We start from the raw sequence: 19,700 nt of genomic DNA on the forward strand, positions 1-19,700 counted from the left end.
TGTGGACGCAACTATAAAAAATTACACCAATTGCTACTAATCTGTTTGTGAAATTAACTTCACAAACATGGTTAACCGATTAAATTTGTGCAAATTCGTGGAATTTGTGTTCTGACTTTAGCCCTAAAGAGACCACACAAACTGCCATCAATAGAACTGAAGCTTCATAACGCTCTTACTGAACAGGAGTACAGATTTCGATTAAAAACCCGTCCAAATCACGCACATAAGCGACAATTTGTCTCCATGGTTTCTGAGTAGGTTCCTTTACTAATAGCGCTCCTGAAGAAGTTGCTTTCGCTACCAAATCCTCTACATTATCGGTTACAAAACCCAATTCGATAGCAAAAGGTTTCTCCTCCGGTTTGCTTTCGATAAAACCATCTTTTAGATTTTGCGCAGCTAATTTTTTTGAAGCAAACGAAATTGTGGTTTCGCCTGTACTCAATTCGCCATAATCTCCCTCAGGAGTTACAAATTTTCTTGAAAATCCAAATGCTTTTTCATAAAAAGACACGGACTTTTCTACTTCTTCGACATATAAAATTGTATATCCAAACTTTACCATTTGTATTTGATTTAATTTGATTGTAAAATATATTAATTGGGTCTGACGCACATAAAAAATCTTCTAACACATAGAAACATAGATTCTCTAACCGAAAAAGGCGTTTCACTTGTAATAAAACGCAGAGCGTTATGCCAAAGGAATGTGTTTCTTTTGTAAATATTTTTCACATCTCACATCTCACATCCTAAACCCTTATCCTAGTGAATCTCTAAATGCACATTATACTGGTCTAAACTTGCGAGATCTTCGATAGAATTAACATCTGTCATTCGTGCGTGTTCTTCGACTTCTTTCTTAGATTCAATTTGTTTGATGCATTTTCTAAAGCGTCTCACCTCTTCTAAATTGGATAATATAAGTCCCGGAACAGGTACACTCTTTCCTTCGTTGTCTTTAGCCACCATTGTAAAATAGGAAGAATTGCAATGTTTGATGGCTCCGGTCTGAATGTTTTCGGCTTCCACACGAATCCCTACAATCATAGAACTTCTTCCAACGTAATTTACCGATGCTTTCATGGTCACCAATTCTCCAACCTCAATCGGTTTTAAGAAATTTACAGTATCAACAGAAGCGGTCACACAATAATTACCGCTAAACTTTGAGGCCGATGCAAAAGCAATCTGATCTAATAGCTGCAAAATATATCCTCCATGGATTTTTCCGCTAAAATTGGTATGCGATGGCAGCATTAATTCTGAGATACTTATTTTTGATGAAGAAACGGGCTTAAAATCTGCAGTCATATATTTTTATTTGTAATTAAACGGAGAAGTTTTTTATAGACAGTCCTGATGAAACCACATCCAGTGTCAAGACTTTTATATTTCTATTTTAGTTTAAAGATTGATTTTCATCTGAATTTGAAGCTCTTGCAATAATATTTTCAGGAAGTGACTTTTTGGCCTTCGCTCCCATTTTCTTTAATTTTTCGACACTTGAAATTAAATTTCCTCTTCCGTCTACGAGCTTGCTCATGGCATTTTCGTACTCCGTTTTGGTGTCTTTTATTTTATTACCTATTCGCACCAGATCTGTTACAAAGCCTTCAAATTTATCGTACAGCGCTCCTGCCTGTCTGGCAATTTCAAAGGCGTTTTCCTGTTGCTTTTGGTTTGTCCACATACTGTCAATCGTTCGTAAAGTCGCCAATAAGGTTGTAGGAGTAACAATAACAATGTTTCGGTCAAATGCTTTATTGTACAAAGTCGAATCTTCGTTTAATGCAATCGCAAACGCAGGTTCAATCGGAATGAACAGCAACACAAAATCCGGACTCTCAATTTGATACAAATCATGGTAATTTTTACTCCCCAATTGCTCCACATGTCTTTTAATTGAATTTACATGTTCTTTGAGAAAATCTATTTTAAGAAGCTCTGATTCTTCATTGATCCATTTTTCGTAGGCTACCAGAGAAACTTTAGAATCAACGATCATCTTTTTACCATCGGGTAAATTGATTACAACATCGGGTAAAACCCTGTTCCCTTCCGCATTGGTAAAGCTTTGCTGCACTTCGTATTCTCTTCCTTTTTCTAAACCTGATTTTTCTAAAACACGTTCCAGAACCAATTCCCCCCAGTTTCCCTGCATTTTACTGTCGCCTTTCAAAGCTTTGGTTAAATTTAAGGTCTCTTTACTCATTTGGGCGTTCATTTCACTCAGTCCCAAAATCTGCTGGCGCAAAGCCGCATGGTAATCAATACTCTCTTTGTGTGTTTGTTCTACCTTTTGTTCAAAACCCTGAATTTTATCCTGTAACGGCAATAGGATACTTTTCATATTTTCACTGTTTTGTTCGGTAAATTTTGCTGATTTTTCTTCCAGAATTTTATTGGCTAAATTTTCAAACTCCTTGGTAAACTTCTCCTGTAGTTCGCTTACTTCGTTCTTTTGTTCTTTGTGGCGTTCCCATAAGTTTTCAAAATCTACTTCTTTTTTAGAAAGCTGAATAGCCAAACTGTCTTTTTCGGTTCGTATATTTTCTTTTTCTGAACTGTTGGAATGAAGCTGTTTCTCAAAACTTCTTCTTTCGTTTTCAAACTGCTCTTTCTGTACCTGTAATTGATTGACAATTGCCTTCAGCCTTTCCTCCAGACTTACTTTTTCGGTTTGAAATCGTGCGGCAAACAACAATTTCCCTAAGTATATCCCTAAGCATAACGCTACTACAAAAGCCAACAAGTACGGAAGAAGTTCAGACATAATTTTGTTTTTATACGAAGTAAAAGTACGCAATTCTACATAGTCCCTAATTCTAAATTAGAAATTTCACGATCTCCTTTAAAATAAAAAAAAAATATTTTTCACGCAACCATTTCAAAAAAAAGGCATCTACTAATTATAAACTATTAAAATTTTATCATGAAAAAATTAATGTTAAGCTTGTTTATAGCTTTTGGATTCAGTGCCTGCTCCTTAAATAATGAAGATATGAATGTAGCTTGTGGAGAAAGTGAAGACTTAGCTTTTACAGGAATTCCACTTTTATGCAACTATAGTGTTAAATCTTTACCTACCAATCCTGTCGCATTTTTAGCCGGTTCTGAAGAAAGACTAAATGCTTACTTCACCAAAAAAGAAAATACTTGTCCAAATGCCACGATTATACCTATCGATTTTACCAAGGATATGGTTGTTGGTATTTTCGCAGGAATTAAACCTACAAGCGGTTATCAGATTAAAATAACCTCTCTTGTACAAAACAAATGCGAAGTTTTAATCAACTACTACGAAAAAGCACCTGAAGTGGGCGAAGTTATTGCTCCGGGAGCGACATATCCATCAGATTTCATTTTGATTCCAAAAACAACCAAAACTATTTTGTTTAATAAAGTCGCAGAAAACCGTGATGGTATCATAATTGGTAGCTTTAGCGGCCAATGTACTGGCGCAGATTGCCAAAAATTTTATCAGATCAATGATTTTAATATTCAAAAATTCCTAAACGTTAAAGCCGGTGCTTATGATTTTAATCAATACCGATATACCGCAACAACTAAAAAAGGAGATTATACATTATTCTTAAAAACGGTACCTGCAGAAATTTTAGCCTTAAAAGGGCAAACAAAAACATATGGTTCTCCTGATTCTGCAGATCAGGGAGGTATTTACTTTGAACTTCGTCAGGGAATAAGCGTTACTAAAATTTTCATTGACAACAACGACACTACTGATCAAAGTGCCGAAGTAAAAGCTTTCAAAAAGGCGATTAAAGACAAAATAACAAGTTTAAAATAATTAGATTTATGAAAAAATATTTCTTGCTTATTATTGTATGCTGTCTCTTTTCGTCGGCATATTCACTGGAAGCTACAAGTATCAATTCCGGTTCAATTGTGAATACTTGGATTTGGGAAAAATCAATTGGAGGAAGCGATAATCCTTATACGGCAACTCCAAAGACTATCGGGTTTAACAAAAAAATTGTTTTTACGCCTAACGGAAGAGTGATCACGTACAAAAATAATGTTGAAATAAGAAATAGCACTTATAAAATCGAAAAAGGAATTGGTTACTTTGATCAGGCCGAACATGACTTAATTACCTTTGAAGGGAAGACATACCTCATAGAAAACCTTGACAATCAAAACCTAACAATTGTTAGTAATAACACTGATGCATCTCGTACTATTTACAAAAGATAGTTTTATAAGCTTATAAAAACTATTTTTGCAAAACCAAATAAACCACTTTTTTGAAAGACGATTTAGAAAAATACATACGGCTGTGCATCAAAAATGACAGAGAGGGACAACTGAAAATCTATCAGTTGTTCTCTCCTGTTTTATATGGTATTTGCCTAAAGTATATGAAAAATGAAGACGATGCCAAAGATGTATTTCAGGAAGCTTTTGTCATAGTATTTCAAAAAATCGGCCAATATAAATTTGAGGGAAGTTTTGAAGGCTGGCTAAAACGTATTTTCATTAATAAGCTGATTGAAACCCTGAACAAGAAGAAAAAAGAAAGTTTCTTTTTGGATGTTTTTGATCCGGATACCGATTTTGTTGAAGAAGAGGAATTAGATATTGCTCCGGTCGAACAGGAAAAACTGCTGGAATACATTCGGGATTTACCCGATCAGTACCGTACCGTTTTTAACCTGTATGTTTTTGAAAAACTAAAGCATAAAGAAATAGCCGAACTTTTAAAAATCTCTGAAGGAACATCAAAATCAAATTTAAATCGGGCAAAGCACATTTTGCAAAAAAAAATAATGAGCATAAAAAATTTTAAAATAGCATGAAAAAGCAAAATATAGAAGATATTTTTTCATCGATGGAAAACTTTTCAAGTGTTCCACCTCCTGAATTATGGAGTCAGATTGAAGAAAAATTAGACCAGCCAAAAAAGAAAAAGAAAGCGATTCTTTGGTGGTCAGCTGCTGCATGCTTATTATTAGGCTTGATGCTTCCTTCTGTTTTACATTTTAATTCTACTTCAGAAATCAAAACAATAAAAAATGGTTCTGTCGAAAACAATGGTATTGTTCTCGATGAGAAAAAAAACAATACAAATTCAAATCCTGCAATTCAAAATAAAGACAATGGAGCTGCCGTAAGTACTACGCAGCAAAAATCAAACGGTACTGTTGACAATCCTTCGCTAAAAAACAATACCGATCCAGCCGGTCTTTCTATAAAAAATCAAAATCAAAAAACGGCAGTTGCTCAGGCTGACGCATCAAACAAAACTAATTCGGAAAATACTGTTCCAAATTCAACCGTTACAAAAAGAAAAGAAAATCAGACTACAGCCGAAAAAGCAATTGTTTCAGCAAAAACAAATACCTACCAATCCAATCAGTCGAATGCGTTTAATTCCGTTTCAAAAAATCAATTTTTAAACACGGAGAGAAAAGCTACTCATCAAAATTTAGGGGAGAAGACTTATGTTTACGGCAAAACCAACGGGTTCAATCCAAATTCGAAAAATCAGCTTCTAAGTGCTGACAAAAAAGCGGCTAATCAAATTTTAGCCGAAAAAACTTTTAACGCCGGGAAAACAAATCCATTCAATTCAAATGTAAAAAATCAGGTATCCGGTTCTGTTTTTGAAGAGCAGCCGGGTTCTAAAAATAACTTTGGCATTGCTTTAAATACCCCAGGCTCATTGTCAAGTAATAATCCCAAAACTTCAAATGAAAATGCAATCACTGGCAGAGAACTAACGGGCAATTCGAAAAACAATTCAAAATTTACCGCTGTTTTAAGCAAGCAAGATTCCGTTCAGCTCGCAGAACTTCAAAATTTAGAGAAAGGCATTATTAGTCCGGAAAACAAAAAAGAAAAAGAAGAAAAAACGACTATTCCGAAAGGAGAAAAATGGGCTGTGGAAGTCTTTGCCGGAGTAGCCAGTTCAGAAAATTACAAAAACGACAAAACGCTGGGCAATGTAAACGATTCTAAACAAGGCAACACGTACGGAGTTAAAACGAAATATAAAATTAATAAAAAATGGGCTGTAGGTTCAGGTTTTAAAATTAACGAATTAGGACAAAGCGTTGCCGATGTATCCTATATCAGCAATGGACCTCCTAATACTTTTATGACTTCTAATGACTATTTCAATCAAAATGCAACAGTAGTTGCGGCATCGCCTCAAATCAGCACCAATACAGGCTACATATTTGTTTCTAAGACAACTACAAATGCATTGAAGCAAAATAATATCGAAAGCAATACGATTGAAAGCGGAAACTTAGACCAAAGTTTACGATACATCGAAATGCCTTTGGAAGTTTCCTACTCTGTTTTTAGTAGAAACAAGACCACTATCAATCTGAATACAGGTGGTTTTGTAGGCAAGCTGATTTCAAATAATATGGCCTTAAATGGTAATTCAATCGGAAAAAACGTCAACGCCAACGATTATATCTACGGTTCTACTTTAAGCAGTACCCTACAATATCGTGTTTACAAAAAAACAAGCGTTTTTGTCGAACCTGCGATGAATTATTACATTAATCCGTTAAACAGTCAATCTTTTAATCAGTTTCAATGGGGATTGAATTTTGGATTAAATGTTTCTTTTTAAAGTTCTTTTTGTGGTAATTTCACCAAAAATTATTTAGAAAAAAACGATAAAATGACAATCAAAAACAATTGGACTGATCTGAAATTACTACCCGGAGATCTTATTATCGCCAAAGAAACACTTTATGACTCTTGTAATTTTGATGTAACGCAACCTCAACCGGAAGCCGAAAGCCAAGAGTATGATGCCTATCGTTTTCAATTCAATCAGAAGCAGATCTGCTACAGAACAGCCAAAATTACGCCTACGAAAACGGGACAATTTGTAACGTTATGGAAACGCAATGCAACAGGTATTATTGAGCCATTTGATTTCTCAGACCCTATTGATTTTGTGATTGTAAGTGTTAGAAAGGATGATTTGTTTGGACAATTTGTTTTTCCGAAAACTGTTTTATTAGAAAAAGGGATTTTTACGACTCTAACAAAAGAAGGCAAAAGAGCCACCCGAGTTTATCCGCCCTGGGATGAAACCACAAGCAAACAGGCCCAGAAAACACAGCAATGGCAATTGAATTATTTTCACACCATCACCCCCAATACAAACCTGACAGCATTCAAAGCATTATTTTAAATATAAAAAAGCAGCCCAAATTACTTTGGACTGCTTTTTCTTTTTTACTGAAAGCTATTGGTAAACTGTTTCAAAGAAAGTACAAATCACTTTCCTTTTCACATTTCACATTTTACTTCTTAATGATCTTGCCTTTGTAAACTATTTTATTGTTTTCGGTTAGTGTGTAAAAGTAGATCCCCGATTGCAGGTAACTTACCGGAACGGCTGTTGTGTTTAAATCCTGAGTCGCATTTATTTCAACAGGATTTCCAATTAAATGACCTGAAACGTCGTAGAATTTCAATTTCAGTTTTTTATCAGTAGCTGTTTTCACTATCACGTTAACCACATCGGTAGTTGGATTCGGATAAGCTTGAACAAAATAACCGTTCTTCGTTTCAAAATCGATCACAGACAATGTTGGTTTCAGCTCAAAGCGGGCAATTACAGGACCGTGGTCTGAAGTGGTATTGGTATAATTGGCGATATCGTTACGCGGATCATAAACCGCAATTGAATTCTCAATATACTGATCGTTTAGTTCATTCGAAATCATAATGTGATCTAAGAATCCATTTGAACTTAAATAACTGAAAGCTCCCGCTTTACTAATTTCTAAAGTAAGTGGCGTGTAATTGGTTTTATCGTCTACAAACATTTTATAAGTTGACGGATTTGGACTGATAACAGATTCATCTACATCGTCGTTATAGTCTCCTAAAATAATCAGGTTCGAATTGGCATAATAACGATCTAAACTGTCTTTTAACACTTGCGCATCGTATTTACGCATGTTGTATTTGTTCATATCAGATCCGCTGTTAGCACGTGCATGAAGGTCTACTAAATTAAGTAGTTTTTTTACTCCTCCAACATTGGTTTCAATTTGTACCATATAAGGCAAACGGCCTGAAGAGAAAAAATCTCCATCGTCACCATCAGGGCTTGGATAATTATTTAGTGTAACCGTTTTAGCGCGGATTTGATCGTACAAATCTTTAAACATTACTCTGGTATTTTTTACCGTCGCTGTTTGTGTATTGTAAATTACTACTAATTTCTGAGGAGGGAAATTTGGATCTGTCGGTTTAAAAGAGTACGACCACGAAGGTGAGATTACTTTGTCGAATGTTTTACCGTTAACACTAATTTTTTGTACCAAAGCATCTAAAGCCGGTTCATCTGAAACTTCCTGCACTACATAAACATCGGCATTTAATTTGTTCATTACTTTAGCCACATTTTCAATTTGCAAAGCATCGTCTATAGGCCCAAATTCTTTATTACTCTTGTCTTTTACATCGGTTCCAAAAAACTCAAGGTTATAGGTTACTACATCAAATGTATCTGCTTTTGGTATAGACGACCCCGTAAACGATCCAATTTGCTTGTTTAAAGCAGTTCCGGTTACGGTTAATACTCCTGAAATCGTTAATTTTTTTACCGATGGTACAAATCTCGCATAAATCTTTTTAGATGCTACGGCATCGGCTGCATTAACTACAACACTCGACTGAAATAAATTATCATTTAAAGACAACTGATAATCCGCAGGAGCTGTTAGTGTAATATCACCATGCCCTTCTGCTTTAAGTAAGAAAGCCTGACTTCCAGAGGTTGCGCTTACATTTACATCTCCAAAATCCAATACAGGATTTGCATCTACATAACCAGTCTCATTGGTAATGGCAAAATCATCAAATGACCATTCGGCCGCATTGTTTGTTCCTCCGGCTGTAGTTTCATATACCCATGCCAAATAGGTGTGACTCGTTTTGTACCCCTCTAATTTAATGTATTGCGATTGTGCATAAGTTCCTGTAATAGTTGGGAATTTACCATCTAGCTCAACCCATGTTGCAGTTTCTGGATTACTCTTTCCGTCATAATTCGTAGAAACCATTAATTTCAAATCGGTACCTGCATAAAATTTACGGGAGTAATAAGAAAGCAGGATCATTTTATCAAATTTAGCCGTATTGTCCAGACGTAATTTTGGAGAAATCAACCAGTCTTTACTCGCTCCACTATCTGAATATCCGTTCATGATTACTGCTCCTGCTCCCGAATTTATATTTCTGGCCACAGTAGTTGTAATCCATTTATTTGCAGTACCGGCAACATTATACTGTGTCCATCCGCTATTGGTTAAAACATTCGCATCGTTAAAACCTTGCGTGTACGGATCAATTCCTGTTCCGCTAAGCGCTACTGTTTTGGTTGCTGCTCCAAGATTCTTATTTTCAATTTGTCCTGAAAAACTTCCAAGAGCATCTGGTGTAAATCTGGCATAAACAGTTGGTGTTGCTCCTGAAGCGAAGTCAGACGCAGCATAAACAACTGAAGTTCCAAACGCCGTTCCATCTTTCGAAACGGTGAATTTTCCGGTAGCCGTTACGGTAACATCGGTTGTGATGTTGGTTCCCTGAATTTGATAATTAAAATTATCTGAGTTAAATCCTGTTTCTGAAAATCCAAAATCTAAAGCAGAAACCGTTGTTACCATAGAAGGAACAGGTGCACTTAAAATTGAAGCATCAACTTTGGCAGGCGTAGCCAATAAATTTCCAAAAATATCTTCGGTAACAGAGAAAACCGTATAATTGGTATCCAGTGTTAAACCCGAAAAAGTTTTAGTGTATACCTGAGTAATATCCGTAACATCTAAAAATCCTGATTGCAAAGCGGCAGCACTATTAGCATCCTGACCCGCTTTTATTTGTGCGGCTGTTGGTGCTGCACTTCCTCCCGGTACTAAAACATAATACGTCTTTCCTATCTCGTCTAATTTATCCGAAAAGTCAAAACTTTCCGATAAGATATTATCCGCTTTTGGATAGCCAACTGCGCTTACTGGTGCAACAATATCTTCTCTAATATCTAAATCATCAATCGCAAATGAAGGACGTGCACCTCCACCAACATTCTGTTTAGCGATCCATCTAATCTGAACAATTGGTTGATTGTTACAGGTAGCAGGTAAATTAGTTTTAATTGTCCTACTATTAATTGGTTCAGTCTTATTTACATCCAATGGAACCGTCTTGTCACTTAAATAAGCCGTTTCCGGTATGGTGATAAAAGGTCCAGTAGTTCCTATTCTGTATTGCAGTGCCATTTCATAAATACAAAGATTAGTCGTTCCGTTATAAGGATTACGGATGACCATAGCATCATATTTCACCTGGATATTTTTACTATTGGTAGCTACAAACGCAAAACCTATTGCTGCATCTAAACTGTTTGTATCCAAGAAGCCAATCTTCCCGTTATAATTGTGAACACCTCCTGAATTGGTGTTTGCGGTACTACTGGCTCGAAGATTTTGGTTCGTCGCAGTTAAGGCTGTATTATAGCTTGTCCCCGGGGCACCGGCATTAGCAGTCCAACCCTGAAAACCTGGTGGATAAGTTGTTGATCCTGCAGCTAACGTACTAAAATTTTGTACAAATTCAGGCGTTATAGATTGGGGTGTAGGCATGGTTTGGGCAAAAAGATTCCCGAACCAACAAAAAAAACTTAAAAAAGCCATGAGATGGCGTACAGAGTAATTGTTTTTCATACAGTTTAAAAAAATAGAGTTTTTAGAAATCAAATTTATATTCTTTAAAGTTAACAGAATATTGTGAAAACTTAAACTTATCGTATCACGCTTTTGTGAAAATTTTCAAGCAAAAATCAAATTTCACGTCAGTTCTTTCCATTATTCTTAGATTTGGCGCGACTTTACAAGATATTTATTTTTTGTACGAATTAACACGGCTTTGCTTTTTATTCAAGCATTTCTTACTTAAAATTATGCATCGAAAAAAGGAAAAATGCCAGCTCCGAATAATTACAGCCGAAGTTTATGTCCTTTATGAAACAACGTTATCTTTGCAGTCAAAAAATACAGCATGCACCAACATTTCCTTCTTTTTAAACCTTACGGCTATCTGAGTCAATTTATATACGAATTAAAAAGAAAGAAGAAACTTTTAGGTGAGCTATACGATTTTCCCGAAGGTACCATGGCAATCGGCAGACTTGATGAAGATTCCGAAGGATTACTTTTACTGACAACAGACGGAAAGGTAAGCGAACTGGTGAGAAGCAAAAAAGTGGATAAAGAATATTACGTTCAGGTCGATGGCCTTATTACTCCTGAAGCAATTGAGGCATTACAAAAAGGCGTTGAAATAGGTTTTGATGGCGGCAAGTACAAAACCAAACCCTGCTCTGCTTTTATCGTTACCGAAATTCCTGATTTCGGCCCGCGAGCCAAAAAAATAAGAGACGAGCGTCATGGTCCAACTTCCTGGGCTTCGATTACCATAAATGAAGGCAAATTTCGTCAGGTTAGAAAAATGACGGCAGCTGTTGGATTTCCAACTTTAAGATTGGTTCGTGTTCGCATAGGAAATGTATATTTGCAAAACTTAAAGGCAGGAGATGTCCTCGAAGTAACTGATTTTAATTTAGATAATGTGACTATTTGTAAATGAGAAAATTATTATATTATTTTAGTTCTAAAACACACATACCCATTTCACATCTCGAATTTCACACCTCATAATTCATAACCCATAACTCAAAAAAATGCTAAACATAGTCCTCGTAGAACCTGAAATCCCTAATAATACCGGAAACATTGGACGTTTGTGCGTTGGTACAGAAAGTAAATTACATTTAATTCACCCTTTCGGATTTGTGATTAACGATAAAAACCTAAAACGTTCTGGATTGGATTACTGGGTACATCTTGAGGTTACAGAATACCAAAATATTGAGGAGTGGATTAAGCAGATTCCCGATCAGTCAAGAGTTTTTCTGATGAGTTCTCATGCCGAAAAATCATATTTGGAAACTGACTTTCAGGATGGAGACTGGTTGGTATTTGGTAAAGAGAGTGTTGGCTTGAGCAAAGAGGTCTTAGCACGTTTTGAGAATCACCTGACTATCCCAATGTCAAAATTAATCCGAAGTTTTAACATTGCCAATTCTGTGGCTTTTGTGGTTGGCGAAGCAAAAAGACAAATTGGGTTAAAGAATATTTAATTGTTTACTCTTTCGGCATTTTATCTTTTTTTGAGATTGGTAAAGAACTCCATCAAATTTTCTAAGTAATCACAAACTTTCCTTTTTCGGCATCAAAAACAATATGCTCATCCTTAAATAAGGTTGCAAAACTTCCTTTCGAAATTAAGTTGCAAGGCTCGTCCTGTACCACTAATTCAGAAGTCATAATGATCATTTCATCGCTTAACTGAATCGCCAAATCGATATCATGGGTCGAAAACAGGATGCATTTTTGAGTTTCCTCGGTTAGTTTTTTGAGCAATTTAAACAACGAAACTTTGTGCAGTAAATCGAGATGTGTCGTAGGTTCATCCAGAATAATCAGTGGCGTATCCTGTGCAAGTGCTCTTGCGATTAAAACCTTCTGCAATTGTCCGTCGCTAATTTCGAAATGTTTTTTCTGAGCCAGATGTTCTATTTGAGTTAACTCCAAAGCTTCCTGAACTTTCTCGATATCGGTTTGACTTAAAGTACCAATCCAATTGGTGTACGGCTGACGCCCCAAAGCCACTAATTCGAAAACAGACAGATTACTGGGTGGTAGTTTCTCCGTTAAAACTAAACTTAAATTTTGTGCTAATGCTAAAGGTTTATAGGTGTTTATATTTTTATCATTTAAAAAAACATGTCCTGTCAACGGTTGCTGAATTCCGGTAATCGTTCGAAGCAAAGTCGATTTCCCAATTCCGTTTGCTCCAATTAACGAAATAAGTTTCCCCGAACTTAAACTCAGATTTAAATTTTTAGCAATGGTCACAACTCCTTTCTTGGACTTGTAGCCGATGTTTAAGTTCGTGGTCTTTAAAATAGTAGTCATTGTTTAAAGGTACTAAGGTTCTAAGCTGCTAAGGTTCTAAGTTTTTTCACCGCTTTTAATTTTTAAAATTAATCTGTAAAAATCCGTTGAATCCGTTGAATCTGTGGCTAATTTATTTACTGAAAATTACTTTTTCGCATGAGTAACCAGACGACAATTGGCGCACCAATTATAGACGTAATTGCATTAATTGGCAAGGTGGTATCTAATCCCGGTAATTGTGAGGCCATATCGCAAAACAACATGATTATTCCTCCGTAAAAAAAAGTACTCCAATATAAAACAGCATGATTACTAGTCTGAAAAGTCAGCTTTGCAATGTGTGGCACCGCCAGACCTATAAAGGCAATTGGCCCGGCAAAAGCCGTAACACTTCCAGCCAGGATACTTGTCGCAAAAATAATCACCAGTCGTGCCCTTTTGTAATTTAGTCCCATACTTTTTGCGTAATTTTCACCTAAAAGCAATGCATTTAGCGGTTTGATACTTCCTGCACTCAAAAACAGTCCGAAAGCAACACAAACTGCCAAAATCGAAATCGAGGTCCAGGAAAGATTCCCAAGACTTCCCAAGGACCAAAAAGTAAATTTTTGCAATTGTTCCGCTGAACTAAAATAGGTCAAAACTCCAACAATAGCGCTGGTAAAACTCCCAAACATTAATCCGACAATTAAAATTGCCATCGTATTCCGTAAACGCTGCGCTACTAGCAAAACCAGCATTAAAACTAAAATACTCCCTGTGGTAGAAGCCAGTACGATTCCGTATGGTGATAATAAAATCGAATTTAAAAATGAGGGTAGAAAACCTGCACCCAGAATTACAATCGCGACCGCCAGAATTGCTCCCGAACTTAGTCCAAGAACATCGGGTCCTGCCAACGGATTTCGAAACAGCGTCTGCATCAGCAAACCACTTACAGACAATCCCACTCCAACCAAAACAGCTGTAATTGCTTTAGGCAGGCGATAATTAACAATAATGTATTCCCAGGTCGATTTACTGGCGTGGTTTCCGGTCATACTATTATACACTTCCTTAAAAGGAATGGTGACTGACCCCAGACTAATGTCTAAGAAAAACATAAACAACAGCACCAGACCGAGTACTGAAAACAGTATTATATTTCGTTTTTTATGAATCAATGAACTTAGTTTAATTTAGAAGCAAAAGTAAATTCATAACTTGGTAGCAACTCCGGATGAAAAATCTTGATATAATCTTTTAGCACTAAATCAGGACGGCTTGGAGCCAGCTCATAATAAACCGTTCCTCCCGTCGCTCCGGATTTACCTTCAAACGTATAAACATTTTTAGATTTAAAAGCATCAAACTCCATGTAATGCGGATTAATTTTTCCGAATTCGTCCAGACTCTTAAAGGAGCCCGAAGCAATCCAGAAATTAGCTGCTTTTGCTTTCACTAATACTTTCTCGAACGACAAACCTTCGCTTCCCGTACCTTTTAAATCGGCCCATAAATAATTGGCCTGCGCATCTTTCATAAACTGTGCTACCCAGCTGTTTCCTTTCGCTACATACCAAACATCTTCGTACATAGTACCGTATAAAACACTTGAAGTCGCCGCTTTACCTGCTACTAATTTCTTAGCCTGCTCATAACTCAGCACAATCTTATCAAACAATTCCTTTGCCTGTTCTTCTTTACCAAATAAGGCCCCGTAAAGCTTAATCCATTCTGCTTTTCCAAGAGGAGATTGCTCCATCCAGTCGGCCTGAATCAAAACATTTAAACCGCTCTTTTTCAAATTATCAAGCATCGAATTGTTATTGTCTACTCCAAAAGTTACTATTAAGTCTGGAGATAATTCTATTAATTGTTCGACATTCAGTTTCTCGTTCTGACCAACATTTTTAACCGCATCCTTATCTATTAAAGCTCTTGTTTTTTCAGAAGAAACGTAATCGGTATGCGGGAAACCTACCAATTTATTTTCAACTTCCAGCATTTCCAAAAACGGAATATTAGTGGTTGAAGTTACTACGATGGACTCTAAAGGAACTTTGATTGTCGTATACTTTTGTAAACTGTCTGGTACTTTTGCTTCTTTTTCTTTCAAAACATAAGTAAACTTTGCATGTGCATCTGGCCACGGATCTGAAACGGTTACTACTGAATATCCTTCGTGCTTTACGATCGAAAGTCCGGAGGCATACTCGATACTGTTTTTTGCAATTTCAGTTTTTACAATTTCAGGAGTTTCATTTTTTTTACATCCGACAAAAAGAAAAAAAGGTAAAATAAAAATCAATTTAGGTAGTAAATGTCTCATATATAGGTTCTATTATTTTTTCAAGGAAATCCGGCTTCATTCTTCTGCTTTTATGGCATGTAATTTGAATCGTATTCCTTTTAAATTTTACAATTTCATTACTGACAAAGGTAACGCAATTTCTAAATTTTTTGTTTACTTTTATTCTTACAAAACCAAATAAACCTCATTTTCCCCCCATGAATCCCATAAAAACAAAAGTCTGCTCAAGCTGTGAATCTTCTTTCAGCTGTGGAGATACTTCAAATGAAATCAAGTGTTGGTGTAATGATTTTCCCCCTATTTTTAATCTTTCGTCTGGTGGAGACTGTCTTTGTCCCGTTTGCTTTAAAGAAGCCTGTGAAGATAAAATTGATGCCTACGTAGAAACTCTTACCCCTCAAAAAGCACTTAAAAATAAAGCAATATCTTTACCCAAACAAGAGAAACTAATTGAGGGCATTGATTATTATATCGAAAACGGAAATTATGTTTATAAATCGTGGTTTCACTTAAAAAGAGGAAGCTGCTGTGGAAACGATTGCCGACATTGCCCTTATTGAAAATTATGAGTTTTGAGTTATGAATTATTACACACAAACACCCCAAAACTCATAATCAACATTTTACATTTTACATCCAACAATTTACAATCAACAATTAAAATGATCTACCTAATTACCGGCGGCGAACGATCAGGAAAAAGCAGTTACGCCCAAAATCTGGCCTTACAACTTTCAAACGCACCTATATATGTAGCGACAGCCAGAAAATGGGACGACGATTTTCAAAACAGAATCGACAGGCACCAACAGGAACGTGACGAACGCTGGACCAATATTGAAAAAGAGAAATACTTAAGTGAAATTGACTTTTCTGAAAAAGTGGCTTTAATAGATTGTGTAACCCTTTGGCTGACGAACTTTTTTATCGACCACAAAAATGATGTATCCCTAAGTTTAGAGGAAGCAAAAAAAGAATTTCTGTCGATAGCCCAGCAGGAAAATGCTACATTAATTATTGTAACCAACGAAATTGGAATGGGTGTTCATGCCGAGACTCACATTGGGAGAAAATTTACCGAATTACAAGGCTGGATGAATCAGTTTCTTGCCTCAAATGCAGATGAAGTAGTCCTAATGGTTTCCGGAATTCCTGTTAAGATAAAAGGATAGCGATGAAAATAAATTCCAAATTTTTAAATTCCAAATTCCAACACTATACTTTATCTTTACTTAAACTTTAAAATTCTTATTTGAATTGATTTTTACAATCGATTTCGAAATTGGAATTTAAAAACTTGGAATTTAAAAATTATGAGCCATTTAGACGATATATTAAAATCACGTCGTGATACCCGCCACTTTACAAATGATGAGGTCCCTGACGAAGTGATTCAAAAAGCATTACAAGCCGGGCACTGGGCTCCATCTGTTGGATTAACTGATGCAACCCGATATTATCTTATCAAATCGGTCGAAGTCAAAAGCGCCATCAAAGAACTTTTTTTAGAGTACAACAAAAAAGCTGAAGAGCTTACCGACAACCCTGAACAAAAAGAACATTATAAGTCCTTAAAACTAGAAGCAATTGAAGAAGCACCTATCGGACTCATCATCGCCTACGACAGATCGGTCTTAAACCATTTTACAATTGGAACAGTGGGCAGCAACGAAGCAGTAAAATTTAGTTCAGTTTGTGCGGCACAAAACATTTGGCTCTCCCTAACAGAACAAGGTTACGGAATGGGCTGGGTGTCTATTTTGAATTATTATCAGTTTAAGAAAATTCTCGATTTACCTGAAAATATAGAGCCACTGGGTTATTTCTGTATCGGAAAACCTGCTACAAATTATGATAATCAACCCATGTTACAGCAATTACACTGGAAACAAAAATCAGAGGTTCCGGATTGTAAAGAGATTAAAAACATCGTTCAAAATCAGGTGTCGGATTTTCCTTTAAAATCTAAAGAAGAAAACAGTACAATTAGTAATTTCAGTACGCTGCTACAGGAGAAAATAGATTCTAAAACCAAACCCATTGGTGCTTTAGGAACTCTTGAGACTCTTGCTTTTCAGATGGCGACTGTTTTTGAAACTTTAAACCCTAAAATTACAAATCCTTCCATTGTTGTTTTTGCTGCCGATCACGGCATTGCCAATCATGGTGTCAGCGCCTATCCGCAAGATGTTACAAGACAGATGGTCAATAATTTTCTGGAAGGAGGGGCTGCCATTAATGTTTTCTGCAAGCAAAATGATATTCAGTTATCAATCGTCGATGCCGGTGTGAATTATGATTTTCCAACAAATGCCAATCTAATCAATGCCAAAATAGCCAAAGGAACCCAATCCTTTTTACATATTCCGGCAATGAGTGAAGCAGAATTACAATTGTGTTTCGAAAAAGGAAAATCGATTGTGGAAGACCTTGCGAGAAAAGGCTCCAATTGTATTGGCTTTGGAGAAATGGGAATCGGAAACACCTCTACTGCCTCGGTATTAATGAGCCTTCTAACCGGATTCTCTATCGAAGAATGTGTAGGAAAAGGAACGGGTGTTGAAGATGAAAAATTACTTCAAAAACAAAACTTACTGCGAAAAGCCATTGAAAATTATACAGGCCCTGCAGAATTAAACCAACAACTGGCCTATTTTGGCGGTTTTGAAATCATGCAAATTGCCAGCGGAATGTTAACCGCTTTTGAGAACAATATGCTCATTCTGGTCGATGGCTTTATTTGTAGTACAGCCTTTTTGGTTGCTTCAAAAATAAATCCCAACATTCATAAAAATGCTGTTTTCTGTCATTGCTCCGCCGAAAAAGCACATCAGAAATTATTGAATTATTTAGACGCGAAACCAATTTTAAATCTGGATTTGCGTTTAGGCGAAGGTACAGGCTGCGCGATTGCTTTTCCTATTATCAAATCGGCTGAAGTTTTTCTGAATGAAATGGCCAGTTTTGAAAGCGCAGGAGTTAGCAGGAAATAGTTTTCAGTCTCAGTTTACAGCTTACAGTTTTATCCTTTAATTTTGTCCTAATCAATTATCTTAAATGAAAAAAGAACTCCATATTTTCTTTACCTGCTTAATGTTTTATACCAGAATCCCATGTCCTAAAAACATCAATCACGATCCGGATTATTTAAACAAGGCTACACGCTACTTTCCTTTTATTGGCTGGATTGTTGGAAGCATTTCTTTCCTGACCTTTTACCTTTCGTCACTTTTTCTATCTACAGAAACCGCTGTTCTTTTAGCTATAATCGCATCGATACTCACAACCGGAGCTTTCCATGAAGATGGTTTTGCCGATGTTTGTGATGGTTTTGGAGGCGGATGGACCAAAGAAAAAATCCTGCTCATTATGAAAGACAGCGCGATAGGCGCCTACGGAGCAATTGGTTTGGTGCTGCTTTTTTTACTAAAATTCAAATTACTTGCTGAATCCGTTTCCCTTTTCACTAATAACATTTTTCTAATTTTTCTTTTGTTTATTTCTGCTCATTCTTTAAGCCGTTTGGCAGCAATATCTATCATTTTTACCCATGAATATTCTCGTGATGATGCTACGAGTAAAAGTAAGCCAATAGCCAAAAAACACAGTTGGAAAGAAATTACAGGTTCCTTTTTCTTCGGATTGATTCCTTTACTGGTGTTTTCTTATTTTGAGTATAAATTCCTTTTAGCTATAATTCCGGTATTTATTATGCGTTACTTCTTAGCCCGTTATTTCCAAAAATGGATTGATGGTTATACCGGTGACTGTCTGGGAGCAACGCAACAGGTTTGTGAAGTAATATATTATTTAAGTATTCTTTTGATATGGAAGTTTATCTAGTTCGCCATACCGAAACCACTTGCGAAAAAGGAATCTGCTACGGTCAGTCTGATGTAGATTTGGCAGCTCCGTTTGAAACTATTTTTGATAAAATTGTTTCGCAATTACCCTCAGAAGCCCTACTCTTTTCAAGTCCATTAAAACGCTGTGTCACGCTGACAGAATACATTCAGAGTAAGACAAACCCTATTTCCTTTATTAAAGACGATCGTCTGATGGAAATGAATTTTGGCGATTGGGAATTGAAAAACTGGGAGGCTATTCCTTCAGAGCAGCTTAATCCCTGGATGGAAGATTTTGTCACCACGCAGGTACCCAACGGCGAATCGTTTACAGCACTTCATGAAAGGGTGGGTGCTTTTTTAAACGAGCACATTTTAAACCCTAAAAACACTCCTGTAGTAATTGTCTCTCATGCGGGTGTAATCAGAAGTATTTTATGCCATCAGTCTGCATTGCCTCTGAAAGATGCCTTTAACAACAAAGTAGCCTTCGGACAGGTTATTAAAATAGAGTATTAAATTGCGATTTGTTTAGAA

19 protein-coding genes are annotated in these 19,700 nt (G+C 36.4%); 12 read left to right on the plus strand and 7 right to left on the minus strand.

What is annotated here, in order from left to right:
• Positions 1 to 175: 175 nt before the first annotated feature.
• The 3 genes from OGZ34_RS00380 to rmuC all read right to left on the minus strand — a co-directional run bounded on the left by OGZ34_RS00380 (position 176) and on the right by rmuC (position 2,779).
• Positions 176 to 568 (minus strand): VOC family protein, encoded by a 393-nt coding sequence (locus OGZ34_RS00380; RefSeq protein ID WP_263361828.1) that lies wholly within the window; start codon positions 566 to 568, stop codon positions 176 to 178.
• Between the two features lie 200 nt (positions 569 to 768).
• On the minus strand, positions 769 to 1,317 hold the full coding sequence (locus OGZ34_RS00385; RefSeq protein ID WP_173967582.1) for an acyl-CoA thioesterase: 549 nt from the start codon (positions 1,315 to 1,317) through the stop codon (positions 769 to 771).
• 88 nt (positions 1,318 to 1,405) lie between these two features.
• Entirely contained in the window at positions 1,406 to 2,779 is a 1,374-nt protein-coding gene (rmuC, locus tag OGZ34_RS00390) for a DNA recombination protein RmuC (protein ID WP_173967581.1), read from the minus strand.
• Between the two features lie 159 nt (positions 2,780 to 2,938).
• Between rmuC and OGZ34_RS00395 the strand changes: the two genes are divergently transcribed.
• The 5 genes from OGZ34_RS00395 to OGZ34_RS00415 are packed head-to-tail and all read left to right on the plus strand — an operon-like array spanning position 2,939 to position 7,186.
• A complete protein-coding gene (locus tag OGZ34_RS00395; protein ID WP_263361829.1) occupies positions 2,939 to 3,814 on the plus strand; it encodes a protease complex subunit PrcB family protein in 876 nt (291 codons plus the stop codon).
• Between the two features lie 8 nt (positions 3,815 to 3,822).
• Positions 3,823 to 4,221 (plus strand): hypothetical protein, encoded by a 399-nt coding sequence (locus tag OGZ34_RS00400; RefSeq protein WP_173967579.1) that lies wholly within the window; start codon positions 3,823 to 3,825, stop codon positions 4,219 to 4,221.
• 50 nt (positions 4,222 to 4,271) lie between these two features.
• Positions 4,272 to 4,823, plus strand: a complete 552-nt coding sequence (locus OGZ34_RS00405; protein ID WP_173967578.1) for an RNA polymerase sigma factor — start codon at positions 4,272 to 4,274, stop codon at positions 4,821 to 4,823.
• Positions 4,820 to 6,613, plus strand: a complete 1,794-nt coding sequence (locus OGZ34_RS00410; protein ID WP_263361830.1) for a hypothetical protein — start codon at positions 4,820 to 4,822, stop codon at positions 6,611 to 6,613. The genes OGZ34_RS00405 and OGZ34_RS00410 overlap by 4 nt, the downstream gene beginning before the upstream one ends.
• Before the next feature lie 51 nt (positions 6,614 to 6,664).
• Positions 6,665 to 7,186 carry a MepB family protein gene (locus tag OGZ34_RS00415; protein ID WP_263361831.1) on the plus strand — a complete coding sequence of 174 codons (522 nt, stop codon included), beginning with the start codon at positions 6,665 to 6,667 and terminating at the stop codon, positions 7,184 to 7,186.
• Positions 7,187 to 7,298: 112 nt separating this feature from the next.
• Here the strand turns inward: OGZ34_RS00415 and OGZ34_RS00420 are convergent, their stop codons facing one another.
• Positions 7,299 to 10,649, minus strand: a complete 3,351-nt coding sequence (locus OGZ34_RS00420) for a T9SS-dependent choice-of-anchor J family protein (protein WP_263361832.1) — start codon at positions 10,647 to 10,649, stop codon at positions 7,299 to 7,301.
• Positions 10,650 to 11,064: 415 nt separating this feature from the next.
• Here OGZ34_RS00420 and OGZ34_RS00425 point away from each other — a divergent pair, with 415 nt between their 5' ends.
• On the plus strand, positions 11,065 to 11,652 hold the full coding sequence (locus OGZ34_RS00425) for a pseudouridine synthase (protein WP_263361833.1): 588 nt from the start codon (positions 11,065 to 11,067) through the stop codon (positions 11,650 to 11,652).
• Between the two features lie 94 nt (positions 11,653 to 11,746).
• Positions 11,747 to 12,205, plus strand: a complete 459-nt coding sequence (locus tag OGZ34_RS00430) for a tRNA (cytidine(34)-2'-O)-methyltransferase (protein WP_263361834.1) — start codon at positions 11,747 to 11,749, stop codon at positions 12,203 to 12,205.
• Between the two features lie 61 nt (positions 12,206 to 12,266).
• Here the strand turns inward: OGZ34_RS00430 and OGZ34_RS00435 are convergent, their stop codons facing one another.
• From OGZ34_RS00435 to OGZ34_RS00445, 3 genes are all read right to left on the minus strand, one after another.
• On the minus strand, positions 12,267 to 13,043 hold the full coding sequence (locus OGZ34_RS00435) for an ABC transporter ATP-binding protein (protein WP_263361835.1): 777 nt from the start codon (positions 13,041 to 13,043) through the stop codon (positions 12,267 to 12,269).
• Between the two features lie 116 nt (positions 13,044 to 13,159).
• Positions 13,160 to 14,188, minus strand: a complete 1,029-nt coding sequence (locus OGZ34_RS00440; protein ID WP_396192673.1) for an iron ABC transporter permease — start codon at positions 14,186 to 14,188, stop codon at positions 13,160 to 13,162.
• A gap of 5 nt (positions 14,189 to 14,193) precedes the next feature.
• Complete coding sequence (locus OGZ34_RS00445) at positions 14,194 to 15,336, minus strand: ABC transporter substrate-binding protein (RefSeq protein ID WP_263361836.1); 1,143 nt, start codon at positions 15,334 to 15,336, stop codon at positions 14,194 to 14,196.
• Between the two features lie 179 nt (positions 15,337 to 15,515).
• Between OGZ34_RS00445 and OGZ34_RS00450 the strand changes: the two genes are divergently transcribed.
• From OGZ34_RS00450 to cobC, 5 genes are all read left to right on the plus strand, one after another.
• Positions 15,516 to 15,878, plus strand: coding sequence for a DUF5522 domain-containing protein (locus tag OGZ34_RS00450; RefSeq protein WP_173967569.1), 363 nt, complete (start codon positions 15,516 to 15,518; stop codon positions 15,876 to 15,878).
• 102 nt (positions 15,879 to 15,980) lie between these two features.
• Positions 15,981 to 16,490, plus strand: coding sequence for a bifunctional adenosylcobinamide kinase/adenosylcobinamide-phosphate guanylyltransferase (gene cobU, locus OGZ34_RS00455; protein ID WP_263361837.1), 510 nt, complete (start codon positions 15,981 to 15,983; stop codon positions 16,488 to 16,490).
• A gap of 141 nt (positions 16,491 to 16,631) precedes the next feature.
• Positions 16,632 to 18,311: a nicotinate-nucleotide--dimethylbenzimidazole phosphoribosyltransferase gene (cobT, locus tag OGZ34_RS00460; RefSeq protein ID WP_263361838.1), complete on the plus strand. Its 1,680-nt coding sequence runs from the start codon at positions 16,632 to 16,634 to the stop codon at positions 18,309 to 18,311.
• Positions 18,312 to 18,375: 64 nt separating this feature from the next.
• A complete protein-coding gene (locus OGZ34_RS00465) occupies positions 18,376 to 19,161 on the plus strand; it encodes an adenosylcobinamide-GDP ribazoletransferase (RefSeq protein WP_263361839.1) in 786 nt (261 codons plus the stop codon).
• Complete coding sequence (gene cobC, locus OGZ34_RS00470; RefSeq protein WP_263361840.1) at positions 19,146 to 19,682, plus strand: alpha-ribazole phosphatase; 537 nt, start codon at positions 19,146 to 19,148, stop codon at positions 19,680 to 19,682. Before OGZ34_RS00465 ends, cobC begins: the two co-directional genes overlap by 16 nt.
• Positions 19,683 to 19,700: the final 18 nt, after the last annotated feature.

Origin of the sequence: Flavobacterium collinsii (assembly GCF_946903285.1) — a bacterium.
Taxonomy (GTDB): domain Bacteria; phylum Bacteroidota; class Bacteroidia; order Flavobacteriales; family Flavobacteriaceae; genus Flavobacterium; species Flavobacterium collinsii.

Bases quoted from the DNA above. Each gene is read 5' to 3' on its own strand.
- OGZ34_RS00380 (WP_263361828.1), bottom strand. From the start codon at position 568: ATGGTAAAGTTTGGATATACAATTTTATATGTCGAAGAAGTAGAAAAG.
- OGZ34_RS00385 (WP_173967582.1), bottom strand. From the start codon at position 1,317: ATGACTGCAGATTTTAAGCCCGTTTCTTCATCAAAAATAAGTATCTCA.
- rmuC (WP_173967581.1), bottom strand. From the start codon at position 2,779: ATGTCTGAACTTCTTCCGTACTTGTTGGCTTTTGTAGTAGCGTTATGC.
- OGZ34_RS00395 (WP_263361829.1), top strand. From the start codon at position 2,939: ATGAAAAAATTAATGTTAAGCTTGTTTATAGCTTTTGGATTCAGTGCC.
- OGZ34_RS00400 (WP_173967579.1), top strand. From the start codon at position 3,823: ATGAAAAAATATTTCTTGCTTATTATTGTATGCTGTCTCTTTTCGTCG.
- OGZ34_RS00410 (WP_263361830.1), top strand. From the start codon at position 4,820: ATGAAAAAGCAAAATATAGAAGATATTTTTTCATCGATGGAAAACTTT.
- OGZ34_RS00415 (WP_263361831.1), top strand. From the start codon at position 6,665: ATGACAATCAAAAACAATTGGACTGATCTGAAATTACTACCCGGAGAT.
- OGZ34_RS00420 (WP_263361832.1), bottom strand. From the start codon at position 10,649: ATGCCTACACCCCAATCTATAACGCCTGAATTTGTACAAAATTTTAGT.
- OGZ34_RS00425 (WP_263361833.1), top strand. From the start codon at position 11,065: ATGCACCAACATTTCCTTCTTTTTAAACCTTACGGCTATCTGAGTCAA.
- OGZ34_RS00430 (WP_263361834.1), top strand. From the start codon at position 11,747: ATGCTAAACATAGTCCTCGTAGAACCTGAAATCCCTAATAATACCGGA.
- OGZ34_RS00435 (WP_263361835.1), bottom strand. From the start codon at position 13,043: ATGACTACTATTTTAAAGACCACGAACTTAAACATCGGCTACAAGTCC.
- OGZ34_RS00445 (WP_263361836.1), bottom strand. From the start codon at position 15,336: ATGAGACATTTACTACCTAAATTGATTTTTATTTTACCTTTTTTTCTT.
- OGZ34_RS00450 (WP_173967569.1), top strand. From the start codon at position 15,516: ATGAATCCCATAAAAACAAAAGTCTGCTCAAGCTGTGAATCTTCTTTC.
- cobU (WP_263361837.1), top strand. From the start codon at position 15,981: ATGATCTACCTAATTACCGGCGGCGAACGATCAGGAAAAAGCAGTTAC.
- cobT (WP_263361838.1), top strand. From the start codon at position 16,632: ATGAGCCATTTAGACGATATATTAAAATCACGTCGTGATACCCGCCAC.
- OGZ34_RS00465 (WP_263361839.1), top strand. From the start codon at position 18,376: ATGAAAAAAGAACTCCATATTTTCTTTACCTGCTTAATGTTTTATACC.
- cobC (WP_263361840.1), top strand. From the start codon at position 19,146: ATGGAAGTTTATCTAGTTCGCCATACCGAAACCACTTGCGAAAAAGGA.